Source organism: Paenibacillus sp. 598K, from assembly GCF_003851045.1.
Lineage (GTDB): Bacteria > Bacillota > Bacilli > Paenibacillales > Paenibacillaceae > Paenibacillus_D.
This window is the reverse complement of record NZ_BFBX01000012.1, coordinates 4838-18842: the sequence shown is the minus strand read 5'-3', so window position 1 is coordinate 18842 and position 14005 is coordinate 4838. Positions and strand designations below refer to the sequence as shown.

13 protein-coding genes are annotated in these 14005 nt (G+C 57.5%); 5 read left to right on the top strand and 8 right to left on the bottom strand.

Annotated elements, in window-relative coordinates; all coding sequences use genetic code 11:
* The first annotated feature begins 313 nt into the window (after nt 1-313).
* Together PA598K_RS05545 and PA598K_RS05540 are read left to right on the top strand one after the other, a co-directional pair.
* Entirely contained in the window at nt 314-3352 is a 3039-nt protein-coding gene (locus PA598K_RS05545; protein WP_128655981.1) for an efflux RND transporter permease subunit, read from the top strand.
* Nucleotides 3353-3380: 28 nt separating this feature from the next.
* Nucleotides 3381-3956 carry a TetR/AcrR family transcriptional regulator gene (locus PA598K_RS05540; RefSeq protein ID WP_128655980.1) on the top strand — a complete coding sequence of 192 codons (576 nt, stop codon included), beginning with the start codon at nt 3381-3383 and terminating at the stop codon, nt 3954-3956.
* A gap of 103 nt (nt 3957-4059) precedes the next feature.
* Here PA598K_RS05540 and pepF read toward each other — a convergent pair whose 3' ends face one another.
* The 5 genes from pepF to PA598K_RS05515 all read right to left on the bottom strand — a co-directional run bounded on the left by pepF (nt 4060) and on the right by PA598K_RS05515 (nt 8636).
* On the bottom strand, nt 4060-5862 hold the full coding sequence (pepF, locus tag PA598K_RS05535; RefSeq protein ID WP_128655979.1) for an oligoendopeptidase F: 1803 nt from the start codon (nt 5860-5862) through the stop codon (nt 4060-4062).
* A gap of 214 nt (nt 5863-6076) precedes the next feature.
* Nucleotides 6077-6256, bottom strand: a complete 180-nt coding sequence (locus PA598K_RS05530) for a hypothetical protein (RefSeq protein ID WP_128655978.1) — start codon at nt 6254-6256, stop codon at nt 6077-6079.
* Nucleotides 6257-6278: 22 nt separating this feature from the next.
* Complete coding sequence (locus PA598K_RS05525) at nt 6279-6512, bottom strand: hypothetical protein (protein ID WP_128655977.1); 234 nt, start codon at nt 6510-6512, stop codon at nt 6279-6281.
* A gap of 86 nt (nt 6513-6598) precedes the next feature.
* On the bottom strand, nt 6599-7282 hold the full coding sequence (locus PA598K_RS05520; protein WP_128656034.1) for a nitroreductase family protein: 684 nt from the start codon (nt 7280-7282) through the stop codon (nt 6599-6601).
* Between the two features lie 178 nt (nt 7283-7460).
* A complete protein-coding gene (locus PA598K_RS05515; RefSeq protein WP_128655976.1) occupies nt 7461-8636 on the bottom strand; it encodes an MFS transporter in 1176 nt (391 codons plus the stop codon).
* A gap of 240 nt (nt 8637-8876) precedes the next feature.
* On the opposite strand from PA598K_RS05515, the gene PA598K_RS05510 reads away from it, so the two are divergent.
* Both PA598K_RS05510 and pfkA read left to right on the top strand, forming a co-directional pair.
* Nucleotides 8877-9920 (top strand): tetraprenyl-beta-curcumene synthase family protein, encoded by a 1044-nt coding sequence (locus PA598K_RS05510; protein WP_260405286.1) that lies wholly within the window; start codon nt 8877-8879, stop codon nt 9918-9920.
* 37 nt (nt 9921-9957) lie between these two features.
* Entirely contained in the window at nt 9958-10926 is a 969-nt protein-coding gene (gene pfkA / locus PA598K_RS05505) for a 6-phosphofructokinase (RefSeq protein ID WP_128655975.1), read from the top strand.
* A 103-nt stretch (nt 10927-11029) separates the two neighbouring features.
* Here the strand turns inward: pfkA and PA598K_RS05500 are convergent, their stop codons facing one another.
* From PA598K_RS05500 to PA598K_RS05490, 3 genes are all read right to left on the bottom strand, one after another.
* Nucleotides 11030-12205: a putative glycoside hydrolase gene (locus PA598K_RS05500; protein WP_128655974.1), complete on the bottom strand. Its 1176-nt coding sequence runs from the start codon at nt 12203-12205 to the stop codon at nt 11030-11032.
* Nucleotides 12206-12367: 162 nt separating this feature from the next.
* Complete coding sequence (locus PA598K_RS05495; RefSeq protein WP_128655973.1) at nt 12368-12562, bottom strand: hypothetical protein; 195 nt, start codon at nt 12560-12562, stop codon at nt 12368-12370.
* Between the two features lie 147 nt (nt 12563-12709).
* Nucleotides 12710-13534: a YitT family protein gene (locus tag PA598K_RS05490; protein WP_128655972.1), complete on the bottom strand. Its 825-nt coding sequence runs from the start codon at nt 13532-13534 to the stop codon at nt 12710-12712.
* Nucleotides 13535-13692: 158 nt separating this feature from the next.
* Between PA598K_RS05490 and PA598K_RS05485 the strand changes: the two genes are divergently transcribed.
* Nucleotides 13693-14005: DEAD/DEAH box helicase (locus tag PA598K_RS05485; RefSeq protein ID WP_128656032.1), on the top strand; the 313-nt coding region annotated here is incomplete at its 3' end.

Here is a 14005-nt window from a genome sequence, read left to right as displayed (position 1 = left end):
GCATCGCCTTGCTATGGTTGTAACTTGCGTTGGCGCTGTGCGCATCGCCTTGCTATGGTTGTAGCGTACGTTGGCGCTGTGCAGATCGTCTTACTATGGCTGTAGCGCACAATCGACGCTTGCGCCGTGCCGGTCCATACCGACACGGCGGCTCGCCTGATGCGATCCTGAGGGAGACGTCGCGCCCCTCATCCTTGACAAACATTGTACAACAGCACTATACTAGCGATGACTAACCAGTCAGTCATGTCTTTGGCGACAGGTTGCCGCTAGTATTTTTTTATGCGTACAGTTAACTTGGGGAGGAACCAACATGTCGTTTTTGACCAGATTCAGTTTGAAAAATGCCGTCGCGGTGCTGATTATCGCGGCGCTGCTGATCGGCGGCGGCGTCTACAGCTTCCTGACGCTGAAGTCCGACCTTCTGCCGGACATCGAGTTCCCTCAGCTGACGGTTACGGCTGTCTATCCCGGCGCTTCGGCCGAGGATGTCAATCGCAACGTCACGACGGTGCTGGAGGAGCAGCTTAAGGGCATCGAAGGGCTCGACACGCTGACCAGCCAGTCGTTGGAGAGCGTGGCCAGGCTGCAGCTGTCCTTCCCGATCGGGACCGACATGGATGCGGCGACGCAGGCTGTCAATGACGGGATATCGGCCGCCTCGCTGCCAGCCGAGGTCCAGACGCCTAGCGTAAGCCGATTTTCGTTCAGCTCGGTGCCCGTCGTCAATCTGGCGTTGTTCGCCAAGGAGGGCGAGGATGCCGAGCAATGGGTGCGAGAGGTGCTCAAGCCTGAGCTGGAACAGCTGAGCGGCGTCAATTCTGCTGCTTTGTCGGCGGTAGGCAAGCAGTATCTCCAGATTACGGTCGACAAGACGCGTGCTGTGCAAGCCGGGATTACGCTTCAGGCGATCCAGGAAAATATCGACGGCGCGTTTTTCTCCTTCCCGGCCGGAGCGCTGACCGATGAAGCCGTTGTCGTGCCGATCCATATCGAACAGAAGCTCGAGACGCAGCGCGAGCTAGAGACGCTGGCGATCACCTCCCCGGTGACGGGCGAGCCTGTGGCGCTCGGCGATATCGCCGAGATCGCTCCGTTCGAGACGCGCAGCGAGCTCGCGCGCTACAATCTGACGGAGAGCATGGCGCTGCTCATCAACAAAAAACAAAATGCAAACACGGTCGAGGTTGCGGATAGCGTCGTCGCGGTGCTGGACAAGTACAAGGATCGGGTCTCCTATGTGATGATCTTCGACCAGGCCGACGCGATCAAAAGCTCGATCAAGGAGCTGGTGTCTAAGGGCTTGTTCGGCGCTTTGTTCGCCGCGCTTGTCGTGCTGATCTTCCTGCGCAATATTCGCGCGACCTTCATCGCCGTCCTGTCGATCCCGCTGTCGCTGCTGATCGCGGCCATCTTCATCAAATGGTGGGATCTGACGCTTAACGTCATGAGTCTCGCGGGCATGACTGTCGCGGTCGGTCGGGTCGTCGACGACAGCATCATCGTCATCGAGAACATCTATCGCAAGATGAAGCTTAATCCGCAGGCGGATCGGACCGAGCTGACCAAGCAGGGGACGAAGGAAATGATGAGCGCGATATTGTCCTCGACAATCACCACCGTCGTCGTATTCCTGCCGCTTGGACTGGTTGGCGGCATTACGGGCGCTTTTTTCCTGCCGTTCGCGCTGACGGTGGTCGTCGCGCTGCTCGCCTCGCTGCTCGTGTCGATCACGATCGTGCCGGTGTTGGCGCGCGTCTCGTTCGTCAAGCTGCATGAGCAGGAGCGCGAGCCGTTCTACGTCCGGTGGTACGTGTCGATCATCCGCTATAGTCTGCGCCGCAAGGCCGTCGTGATGCTCTCAGCAGTGCTGCTGCTGATCGGCTCCGGTGTCCTCTATCAGCTCAGCAATGTCGGCTTCGTCTTCCTGCCCAATGAGAAGCAGAAGATCGTCTCCGCGACGCTGGAGCTGCCGCCATCGACGACGCTCGAGAAGACAAGCGAGGTGTCGCTGAAGATCGAGGAGCGGCTGGAGCAGGATGCGGAGCGTTATGCGAAGCGGTTCGTCTCGATCGGCAGCTTTGACTTCGCGACCGGCTCCTCGCTGCCTAACCGCGCGGTCTACTATATCGAGCTGGCTGAGGGCCTCAGCACCGACACCGAGATCAAGCGGCTGGAGGACGAATTCCAGACGGTGCTGGACGAGGTGTCGCCTGAGGCTCGCTACTCGATCAAGGAACAGTCGACAGGCGGACCGCCGAGCAACAACAATGTCGATATCGACCTGTTCTCCGACGATCTGACCAAGCTGGAGACGGCGGCAGGTCAGGTAGAGGAGCTGATGCTGGCGAGGGGCGATCTCAAAAATGTATCGAACAATATGCAGGAAAAACAACAGCAGTGGTCTGTGAAGCTCGATAATGCTAAAATGAAGCAATATGGACTATCCTCGTTTATGGTGCTCGGTCTCGTATCCGATCGCACCAAGCCGGTCGAAGCGGGCGCATTGACCCTCGACGGTCAGACACGCGAGTTAAGACTGGCTTATGACGAACCGCTGCAGGGCAAGGAGGAGCTGTCCTCGATCATGCTCTTCGGCTCAGCTGGCCCGGTGCCGCTGTCTGAGGTGGCAACGATCGAACAGACGGAGGTATACACCTCGATTCAGAAGCTTAACGAACGTGTATATGCTAGAATAACAGCCGAAGTCGCGGGCAACGATGTGCGTGCCGTCTCCAATGATGTGGCGGAGCGCGTGCAGGCGCTCGATCTGCCGGACGGCGTATCGCTGGAGTCGGGAGGCGGCAGCGACGAGACGGTGCAGACATTTATCGACATCGGCATCGCGATGGTGATCGCAGTCGGGCTGGTCTATCTGACGATGCTGATCTTCTTTGGTCAGGCGCGAGTGCCGTTTATCATCATGACCTCGCTGCTGTTCGTGCCGATCGGGGCGCTGCTAGGTCTGGTCATCGCCAGAGAGCCGTTGTCGATGAGCGCGATGATCGGGCTATTGATGCTCATCGGCATCGTCGTCACCAATGCGATCGTGCTCGTCGATCGGATCAATCAAAACCGCAGCGCCGGCATGCCGATTCGGGACGCCTTGATCGAGGCGGGCAAAACCCGGCTGCGGCCGATTTTGATGACGGCGATCGCAACGATCGCAGCGTTGCTGCCGCTCGTCTTCTCCACGCCGGAGGGCGGTCTTATCTCGCGCGGTCTGGCAGTCGTTGTAGTCGGCGGTCTGACAACGTCTACGCTGCTCACGGTCATCTTCCTGCCCGTCGTCTATGAGCTGGCCTTCCTGAGGCAGCATCGGCGCGAGCAGCAAGCGGGAACAGTCCGGTAACGTACACAAGCTAGGAGGGGTTCGCGATATGAGTGCCGCACCGGGCGACAAATGGACGCTCATCCTCGATGCGGCTTATCGGCTCTTCGGCACCAAGGGGTTCTACGAAACCAAGATGTCGGAGATTGCCGATGAAGCCGGCATCGCCAAGGGAACGTTGTATCTTTATTTTTCCAGCAAGGAAGAGCTGTTCATGGCCATGACCAAGCGGGATCATGACCGCTTCCTCGGCAAGCTGGATCAGATGCTCGAGCAGAGCGAAAGCTTGCAGGAGCAGCTAAGGGCGGTGGCTGACCATCATTTGACGTATTATTTCGGGGTGAAGCGTTACCCGAGACTGTTTTTCCAGGCGCCCAACAATGACCAGGCGCTGATGGAGATGATGCATGCCTTCCGGCGCACCTATATGGCCAGGGTGGCATCGATGCTCGAGCGCGCAGGGATCGAGGAGGCGCAGATGCATGGGGCTTCGTTTATCGGGATGCTCGATGTGTTCAAGATGGACATTCTGACGAACAACAACTTTACGGAGGCCGACCTGCAGCATCGCATCCAGTTTGCGGTGAGGCTGTTCCATGATGGCTGTAGAGGAGCGAGGGACTAGGCGCGGTTGACAAGAAAACATGAAAGGCGTTGCCGACGATACGCGGGCAACGCCTTTTCTCATGGTGTGACTCTCCGTCAAGGAGGCGGCAGGCTGTGTGGACTTAAGCTTTGCCGCTCTCCACGAGCTGCTCCATCTGGGCGATCAGCTCCTCGAAGACGCTCATCGCTTGGCTGATCGGCTCAGGCGTAGACATGTCGACGCCAGCCTTCTTGAGGATCTCGATGGAGTAGTCGCTGCTGCCGCTCTTCAGGAAGCCCAGATAACGCTCCACAGCTGGCGCGCCCTCCTCGAGGATCTGCTTGGAGAAGCTCGTCGCTGCCGAGAAGCCGGTCGCGTACTTATATACATAGAAGCTGGTGTAGAAATGGGGGATGCGCGCCCATTCCATCTCGATGTCGCGGTCGACGATCATGTCTTTGCCGTAGTACTTGACGTTCAGGTCGTAGTAGATCGCGCTCAGCTCTTGCGGCGTTAGCGACTCGCCCGCTTCCGCTTTCTCGTGGATCAGCTTCTCGAACTCGGCGAACATCGTCTGGCGGAAGACGGTCGTGCGGAACTGGTCGGCATAGTACGTCAGCAGGTACATTTTTTCTTTCGGGTCGGTGGACTTCTCCAGCATATAGTGCATCAACAGCGCTTCGTTAAGCGTCGATGCGACCTCTGCCAAGAAGATCGTATATTGCGCATCGCGGTACGGCTGCTCCTGGTCCGAATAGTACGAATGCAGGGCATGGCCCATCTCGTGGGTGAGCGTGAACATGCTGTTCAGATTGTCCTTGTGGTTGAGCAGGATATACGGATGCGTGCCGTATGCGCCCCAGCTGTAAGCGCCGCTGCGCTTGCCTTCATTCTCGTAGACGTCGATCCACGCTTTGTCGAAGCCTTCCTGCAGCACGTTGAGATAGTCTTCGCCAAGCGGCTGCAAGCTCTCCTTGACGATGGACTTGGCTTGCTCGTACGGGATGTCCATATCGAACTCCTCGACCAGCGGCGCGAACAGATCGTACATATGCAACTCGTCGACGCCGAGCAGCGTCTTGCGGAGCTTCATGTATCGATGCATGAGCGGCAGGTGGTCGTGGATTGTGCCGATCAGATTGGTGTACACTTCCTTCTGGATGTTGTCGCCGAACAGCGACATCTCGAGTACGGAAGGATATTTGCGCGCCTTCGCGTAGAAGACGTTTTTGGTGACGTTGGCATTGAGGGTAGCGGCCAGCGTGTTTTTCATTTTGCCATACGTCTCATAGACCTTGGTGAACGCTTCGCGACGTACGTCGCGATTGCGGCTCTCGAGGAACTGGATGTAGGTGCCGTGCGTCAATTCCGCCTCGTTGCCGTTCTCGTCCTTTACCTTGGGGAACTTCAGGTCGGCATTGTTGAGCATGCCGAAGATGGTGCCTGGCGCCTGGGATACGTTGCCGACTTGAGCGAGCAGCATTTCCTCCGATTTGGAGAGCGTATGCGCCTTTTGGCGGCGCATCTCCTTGAGCGTGGAGTGGAAGGTCGCCAGCTCGGGATCGGCGATCATCGCATCGAGCTTGTCATCTGGCAGCGACAGAATTTCCGGCGTAATGAACGAGCTTGCTTCGCCCGACTGCACGCTCAGCTTTTTGCTCTTGTCCGAGAGTGCCTGGTATTGCGGATCGGCCATGTCCTCGTGATGACGCATATTGGCATAGACGTACAGACGCTCCACATGCTTGCTGATCTCATCCTCCAGGGTAAAGCAGGACTTCAGCTGCCCATGATCGGCCAGCTTGCCCTCGTATTGCGCGATGGCGCGGATCGCTTCCATCGCTTCGGCGTATTCCCGATCCCATTCGGCTTGACTGGCGAACAGGTCCTCCAGCTTCCAGCGGTGCTCCAGCTTCGTATCGGCTCGTTTGATAACAGCGTTCATGGGTTTCCTCCTTAGAGTATGTATCGTATCGCCTGCGCTCACTGTAGGTTGGAATTCCGCAGGCTGTTGCCATCCGGCAGACTGGAACAGACTCATCGACAGGCTGAGCGATAGCAGCAAGGGCCATTTCCTCACGAGGCTTCACATCTCCTCTGCTTGGTGTTGCCCTAGTATGCGCTGCCGCTCGAGGATTCATAACCTAGGGCTCGAGGGATCAGGAGCCCAGCGAGAACAGACTGTAGACGATCAAGAAAAAGGCAAAGGCGATCAAGCCGATCGCCGAGAGCGCGAGCGGGCGCCGCAGCTTGTCGGGAATCGACTCCCGGTACAGCATGATGACGCCGCCGAGCACAAAGGCGGAGACGATAAAAATAACAGATGTGGTCGTGTTCATCGTGCGTCCTCCAGCGGATAGTTTAGACTTCCTTCAGAGCGGCCATGATCGCTTCCCGCTCCTGCTCCCGGCCCGTGAAATCCTCGGGACGATAGCGGTTCTCTGCCCAGTGCATCAGCTGCGGGCGGCTGAGGAACTCATGACAGTCCTCGCCCCACTGATCGGAGATCTCGCGCACGACAAGCGTCTTGCCGCGCACCTCTACCGTGAGCATGTTGTAGTTGTCGGTTTTGTAGATGACGTGTTTTTTGAACATCGGTCGTCCACCTCGGTTTCTATTATACTATGACGTGCTTGTACTCATGATAGCGAAAGAATGGATGCCCGCGCAACTGCCGACCCTTAGTCGACGAAGCGCAAAATCTCGTCCACTTCCTTGCGTGGCAGCTTGCCGGGCTGTGTGGACGGATAACCGAGGGCGATTACCATGTTGACCTGGCGGCTCTCCTCGATGTCGAGGTAGGCTTTGAGCTGATGCTCGGCGAGCAGGACAGGCCCGGTCATCGGACAAGTGGCAAGGCCTAGCGCATGTGCGGCCAGCATCAGATTCTGGGTCGCCAGACAGCTGCTCTTGATACCTTCCTCGCGCCATACATCGTCCGGGGCGAGCGCGATCGGGTCGAAGATCTTCTCGCGGAACTTCGACGTATACGGCGTCGCCAGGCAGACGAGCAGGACAGGCGCATCGGCGAAGGCGGTCGCATACGGGCCAAACGACTTGACCAGCAGCCGCGCCTCGCGGCTCAGCCCCTCCGCCTCGGCAGCAGCTGCCCGCCCGTGCAGCTGCTCCCAGGTCAACGCTTCGATTGCCTGGATCTTGTCGCGACCGACGATGGCGATAAACTCCCACGTCTGCGAGTTCGTGTCGCTTGGCGCATAACGCGCGCAATCGATCAGCTCGCGGATCAGCTCCTTGTCAACGGGCTGGTCTGTGAAGCTGCGGACGCTGCGCCGTTCGTGGATGATTTGCTTCAGTTGAAGATATGAATCGTTACTCAATGCTTCCACCTGTCCTTTCTCCACCATTATAATAGAGGTTGTCAAGCAAAAACGATTTCGTCGTACTTTTTTAGACGCGAAGAGCTTTGTCGGAGAATTCTAAGATTATATAAGTGTGAAACTTAGTATAGCTTAGAATTTCAAAAAGTCCGCTTTTGATCACAAGTAACCCACAGCAAGCGAATTCGGCCTTCCCGCCGCGTGGTCATCGGCTCCGCAGATGCTTGATCAGGAAGCCTGCGGCGGCGAGCAGCGAGAAGGTCATGCCGGCCTGGAAGAACAGCTCCTTGCCGTGCTGCTCGATGACGAAGCCGCCGACGGTGCCGGCCAGGATGCCGGCAAAGCCGGTCCAGACGACCGCATAGATCGCCTGGCCGGAGGAGCGGTACTCGTCGGGGATGATGATCGACAGGTAGCGCAGCGCCGTCGAGAAGAATACGCCGAACGTAATGCTGTGCATCGCCTGGATGAGCACGATCCACTCCGGCGCGGTAGCGATGCTCAGCAGCCAGAAGCGCAGGGCGTAAGTGCCCCCGGCGAAAGCCAGCAACGGCAGCTCCTTAAACCGATGGCCGTACTTGCCCAGCAAGTAGAGGATCGGGATCTCGCTGGCAGAGGAGATCATCCAGGCGGTGCCGATCATCGACTCGTTAGCGCCCATCTGCCGCATGATGATGGCAAGGAAGCCTTCGTTCATCCGGTGGGCGATAGAGAGCACTAGCACCAGCAGGAAGAAGACGACGATCTGCGGCTTGCGGATCAGCTTGAAAAATCCGCCAAACTCGATCTTGCGCAGCGAGCCCTGATAATCCTTGAGCAGCAGCGAGAGCAAGAGCGTCACCGCAATCGCTCCGAGCGCGATGTACATCGTCGAGCCGGAGCCGCTGTCTTGCAGGAACTGGCCGATTAGCAATGCCGCGACCGAAAAACCGATCGAGCCAAAGATGCGGATCGACGGGTAGCTCCGACCCGTATGCGGCTCAGACAGCAGGATCAGGCTGTCATTAAGCGAGTTGAGCGGCGTCTGAAAAAAATAGAACCCCCCGATGATCAGACAGACGAGCGCAAAGTGATGGACCGGCAGCAACAGGACGATCATCAGCAGCTGACCGATGAGCAGCAAGGTCAAAATTTTGCGGATCGTCCGGTACTTGTCGCTCGCCAGACCCATGATCAGGTTGGCGAAGATGGATACGCTGGGTCCGATCGAATACAGGATGCCGACCTGCTGCTCAGAGAAGCCGCGGTCATAGAAGTATAACGGAAAGTAAGAGACGACGATGGCCATAATCGTGTAAAAGGAAAAGCTGAACGCGCGCAGGCGCCAGGCCTCCTTGGCGGCCGTCGGCGATAGTTGCGGACTTGCATTAGGCGTAGACATGATGTTGAATTCTCCTCCGGACAGGTACTGCTTGCATAAGTTCCAGTATAGCACGCCAACTGTGATCTTTCTTGAATAACTTGTATTTTTGGTTAAGAGGGACTTAAGGACTGGATAAATGACCGTGATTTTGGTACATTTAAATGTGGAGGTTTACAGGAGTCTCAGGGATATCCGGGAGGACGGGCAGTGAGAGCTGAACACAACTGGCAAGCGGTCCCCGCTACGTCGGCGGGGCTGATGTACCGGATGTACAGACATGTGCTGCCGGCGGTCGACAACCAACTAAAACGATGGCAAGCCGAGGCCGAGAAGATCCCCGATCAAGAGCTTCGGCTGCAGGCGCTCGCGAGTATCGCGTCCAAGCGATTCCATTGCCAAGGGGGAGCGGTCTATGCGGCTGCCGAGCCCGGCATGTACGGGGTGCTGATCCCGCTCATCGTCGCGCTGCAGACGATCAGCGACTATCTCGACAACCTGTGCGACCGCAGCGTCTCGATGGACCCGGCTGATTTTCGACAGCTGCATCAGGCGATGCTTGACGCGGTCACGCCGGGCGCGGCGCCGGGGGCGTATTACGCGCTACGGCCATGCGAAGGCGATGCCGGGTATTTGACAGCGTTGGTGGCGACTTGTCAGCAATGCATGGCGCAGTTGCCCTCGCATGCTGTCGTACAACCGCATCTGGTACGTTTGGTTAGTCTGTATGTCGACCTGCAGGTGTACAAGCATATCGCGCCCGAGCTTCGGGAGGAACGGCTGCTTACCTGGTGGGAGGAGCATCGGCACGGTTTTGCGCATCTGCGGTGGTATGAGTTTGCCGCAGCGACCGGCTCTACGCTTGGCATGTTCGCCTTGTTTCTGGCTGCCGCGCAGCCTCGGCTGCTGGCATCGGAGGCGGAGGCGATGAGCAACGGCTATTTTCCTCACGTCAGCGGACTGCATATCCTGCTCGATTATCTAATCGACCAGGAGGAGGACCGGCGGGAGGGAGACCTTAACTTCTGCGCCTATTACGAGGACGGGGATACGCTGACCGCGCGGCTGGAGTCGATCGCTTCGCTGGCGCTGGCCGATGTCGCCTCGCTGCCGGGGGCGCGATTTCACCGTATGGTCATCGAGGGACTGCAGGCGCTCTATCTTTCGGACGCCAAGGCTAGCGAGCAGGAGGATGTCCGGCACATCTCGCGATCGATCATGCGCCGCAGTCCGCTGATGAGACTGTTCTTCTGGATCAACAGCCATTATATTCGCAGCAAGAGCGCAACCAATCTGGATGGCTGAAGGTTCGATTCGAGTATTTTTGAGGAGGAAAAGCAAGATGGCTAACGTTAAAAAAATCGCCGTGCTGACCAGCGGAGGCGACTCGCAAGGGATGAATGCCGCAGTAAGAGCAGTGGTGCGGAGCGCTTTGTACCACGGAATTGAAGTCTACGGCGTTCAGCGCGGTTTTCAGGGTCTGCTGAACAACGATCTGCGCCAGATGGATCTGCGCAGCGTGGGCGATATCATCCAGCGCGGCGGGACGATCCTGCAGACCGCGCGCTGCAAGGAATTCCTGACGCCAGAGGGTCAGCAGCGCGGCGCCGACGTCCTGAATGAACGCGGCATCGACGGTCTCGTCGTCATCGGCGGCGACGGCTCCTATCAAGGCGCGCAAAAGCTGAGCAAGCTTGGCATCAAGACGATGGGTCTGCCGGGCACGATTGACAACGATATTCCGTTCACGGACTTCACGATCGGTTTTGACACTGCGGTCAGCATCGTTGTCGATGCGATCAACAAGCTGCGCGACACGATGACCTCGCATGAGCGCTCGTCGATCGTCGAGGTCATGGGCCGTCACTGCGGCGATATCGCGCTATATGCGGGACTTGCGAGCGGGGCAGAGACGATCCTGGTGCCGGAGGTGTCATACGATCTGGACGTGGTGGCCAATCGGATGCACGAGAACTTCCAGCATGGCAAGCGCCACAGTATCATTCTGGTCGCCGAAGGCGCAGGCAAGGGCGAGGATGTCGCGCGGGAGATCACCGAGCGCAATGGCATCGAGCCGCGTGTAACGGTGCTTGGCCACATCCAACGCGGCGGCACGCCGACGCACAATGACCGGATTCTGGCGAGCCAACTCGGCGATTTTGCCGTGCGCATGCTGTTGGAAGGCGAGTCGGGCAAAGGCTGCGGCATCATCCGGGGCGAATACGTGATTACCGACATCGATAAGGTCGTCGGTACCAAGAAGGCGTTCAACACCGAGCTGTACGAGCTGGCTTCGCGGCTTTCCCTGTAAGGATGGACGCAGCGCAGAGAACACAAACCAAAAAACCTATCTCGCCTTTGGAGTCAACACTCCAAAGGCAGGGATAGGTTTTTATGGTTTTGGTTGCCGAAGACTACTCGTACTTGACGTCTGGCGTATAGCGGTTGCCTGCGTTCCAGAGCAGGTATTCGTCGACGCCGGTGTCCCGGAGCGCCTGGATTTGGGCTTCGACTTCTTGTTTGCCGTACGGGATGTAGTTGCCCTTGCCGAGCCAACTGGCAGTGAAATCCTGAATCCACGGCCGGATGACCGGCTTGTAATGGCCGAGCGGCTCCAGCTTGTCATGGGTGTCGAGCATCGAGCCCTTGATCGTCTCATAAGGCGCCTTGTCCGGCGTCTGCTGCTTGAACCAGCCGGTGCTGTAGTGGCTCGGATAGATCATGGGGGAGATGACGTCGACATGCTTGGACAGCTTGACGAAGTCCTGGCCGATCCCCTCGGCTGCAGGCACCGACGCCGCATAGCCGAAAATATCGACCGAGATGCGGATGCCGAGCGGCTGGAGCTGCTCGCGGGCATACTTGACGAAGTCGGCGACGATCTGCACCCGGCTCTCTCCCGTGCGATCGAAGACAAGTGAGTCGGCTTTATTCTCGAAGCCCTCGGGAAAGCGGACATAGTCGAACTGGATCTCCTTGAAGCCGAGACGGGCCGCTTCCTTGGCGATCGCGATATTATAATCCCACACTTCCTTGCGGTAAGGGTTGACGAAGCTCTCCTTGCGGCCATTCTGCCAGACGGTCCCATCGCCTTGCACAAATGACAGCTCCGGGTGCTTGGCGGCCAGTACGCTATCCTTGAACACAACGATCCGCGCGATCGGATACACGTCATGCTGCGCAAGCCGGTTCATGAGCGCATTGATATCGGCGATGTTGCGGCGCGTTTCGCCAAGCTTAAGCATCTCCTCGTTGTCGGAAGGATAGGTTATGTATCCGTGATCGTCCTTGATGTCGATCACCATGCTGTTGAGCGGGGTGTCGTCGAGCAGCTGCAGCAGACCGGCCATCCGTTCGCCGCCTGCGCTGTGGGAGGTGACGTAGATGCCCTTGACGATCGGAGCGTCCGGCTGCGGATCGGTCTTGACGAAGATCGACGGGTCCGCAGCTGATGGGGCGTCGGGCTGCGAGGCTGCTGCGATGCCGGGAATGGCCTTCCAGGATGGCAGCAGCGGTTTGTTGTTGTCGCCTTGCGGGGAGCCGGTGAGCAGATTGTTGATCACCAGCAGCATTGCAAAAATAAGTTCCATTGATTATCTCCCTGTTGTGGTAGTCCTACCAGTATAGAACAGATACGGATATAGAGACAGAGGTACATGGTAGGAATATTGTATCTCTGTCTAAAAGTGCCCTGACATGAAAAAGGCTATTCCCGGCCGCCGCGTAAGCGGAGGTCTGGAATAGCCATATCCTCATTGCAATAACACATGCTTCTGAACTTCACAAATACTGTGCTGCACGATCTCGATCGCGTCTTCCGGTTCAAGCACCGACAGTCCGTCTCGCAGCACGATATTCAATTGCAGCTCGTTTGCTGTAAGGAACGAAAACATCTCCGGCGCAAGCTTTTCGACAATCCGCGATAGTGTTACCGTTTCATGATCCATCCTGCATCACCCTTTCTGCGAAAATTCTGAGAATTATCGAAAGACAGGGAAAACCAGTGGCGTGAAACTGTGCATCGAGGATTGGTTATAGTATAACAGGAACGTTGCAAAAAACATAGTCGCCTTACCTGAAATCCATATTCGTCCTTACTTGCGGAATTCGCCCATCACGCCTACCGTCTCGACGATGTTGACGAAGGCGCCGGGATCAAGCTCGGTGATCAGCCGACGCAGCTCTACCAGCTCATATCGGGTCGTCACTGTCATCAGCATATCCTTCTCGGCGTCGGAGTAAGCGCCCCGTGTCCGAATCACAGTGACGCCGCGCGGTCGCTGGAGCAGACGGGTCTTCAGCTCTTGGGTACGAGAGGTGACGATGAAGACGGTCACCTTGAGATGACGGATATGCAGCCAATCGACCATCCTGCCGGCAGCGTAGATCGAGAGCATCGAGTACAGGGCCAGCCGCCAATCTCCGGACTGCAAACCTAGCAACAGGACGACTAGGCCGTTCAGCAGGAAGATGAGCGTGCCGACCGGCACATCGCGCTTGCGGGTGATGATCGAGGCGATGATGTCAAAACCGCCGGAGGAACCGCCGAGACGGAGCGCGATGCCGCTGCCGATGCCGACCAGGAGGCCGCCGAACAGCGAGCCGAGCAGCAGATCGGTGACGAGCGGACGAACCGGGACGACCTGCAGCAATACCGTGGCCGCGAGGACAGAAAAGATGCTCCAGGCGATAAACGGTCTGCCCAGCCTTAGCCAGCCCCAGATTAGCACAGGCAGGTTGAGGACAAAATAGAGCCAGCCGATATTGGCTCCTGTCGCATAGCCGATAATCATCGATACGCCGGAGATGCCGCCGCTAAGCAAGGCGAGCGGGATCAGGAACTGGTTAAAGCCGACGGCGACCAGCAGAGAGCCGGCCAGCATGGATGCAGCGAGCCCGATCAGATGAAGCTGTTTCATGGCTTACCCCCTCCCGTTTGCCAGGCAGCATTTGGGGCGGCCGCCTCTCGGTATAGGATGTGTATGGAGGTGCCGCTGGTATTCATGAACAGAAGTGTGCTATAATGAACAGGAAAATTTTTAAGTAAAGCCTTAGATAAAAAGGAGTTTGAGTACGTTTGAAAACATTTGCTGAATTCGGCTTGGAGCCGAAGGTTCTACAAGCCATCACAGAGTTGGGCTTTGAGGAATCGACCCCAATACAAGACAAAGCAATCCCTGTCGCAATGGCCGGCAAGGACTTGATCGGCCAGGCGCAGACCGGTACAGGCAAAACGGCCGCCTTTGGGATCCCGCTCATCAATAAGATTCCGGTTTCGGAAGACCGCATCGTGGCACTGATTATGACGCCAACGCGCGAGCTCGCGATTCAGGTTGCCGAGGAGATCGGCAAGCTGTCCCGCTTTAAGGGCATCCGTTCGTTGCCGATCT

Coding starts and splice junctions, on each gene's coding strand:
- PA598K_RS05545 (WP_128655981.1), top strand. CDS start 314: ATGTCGTTTTTGACCAGATTCAGTTTGAAAAATGCCGTCGCGGTGCTG.
- PA598K_RS05540 (WP_128655980.1), top strand. CDS start 3,381: ATGAGTGCCGCACCGGGCGACAAATGGACGCTCATCCTCGATGCGGCT.
- pepF (WP_128655979.1), bottom strand. CDS start 5,862: ATGAACGCTGTTATCAAACGAGCCGATACGAAGCTGGAGCACCGCTGG.
- PA598K_RS05530 (WP_128655978.1), bottom strand. CDS start 6,256: ATGAACACGACCACATCTGTTATTTTTATCGTCTCCGCCTTTGTGCTC.
- PA598K_RS05525 (WP_128655977.1), bottom strand. CDS start 6,512: ATGTTCAAAAAACACGTCATCTACAAAACCGACAACTACAACATGCTC.
- PA598K_RS05520 (WP_128656034.1), bottom strand. CDS start 7,282: ATGGTGGAGAAAGGACAGGTGGAAGCATTGAGTAACGATTCATATCTT.
- PA598K_RS05515 (WP_128655976.1), bottom strand. CDS start 8,636: ATGTCTACGCCTAATGCAAGTCCGCAACTATCGCCGACGGCCGCCAAG.
- PA598K_RS05510 (WP_260405286.1), top strand. CDS start 8,877: ATGTACCGGATGTACAGACATGTGCTGCCGGCGGTCGACAACCAACTA.
- pfkA (WP_128655975.1), top strand. CDS start 9,958: ATGGCTAACGTTAAAAAAATCGCCGTGCTGACCAGCGGAGGCGACTCG.
- PA598K_RS05500 (WP_128655974.1), bottom strand. CDS start 12,205: ATGGAACTTATTTTTGCAATGCTGCTGGTGATCAACAATCTGCTCACC.
- PA598K_RS05495 (WP_128655973.1), bottom strand. CDS start 12,562: ATGGATCATGAAACGGTAACACTATCGCGGATTGTCGAAAAGCTTGCG.
- PA598K_RS05490 (WP_128655972.1), bottom strand. CDS start 13,534: ATGAAACAGCTTCATCTGATCGGGCTCGCTGCATCCATGCTGGCCGGC.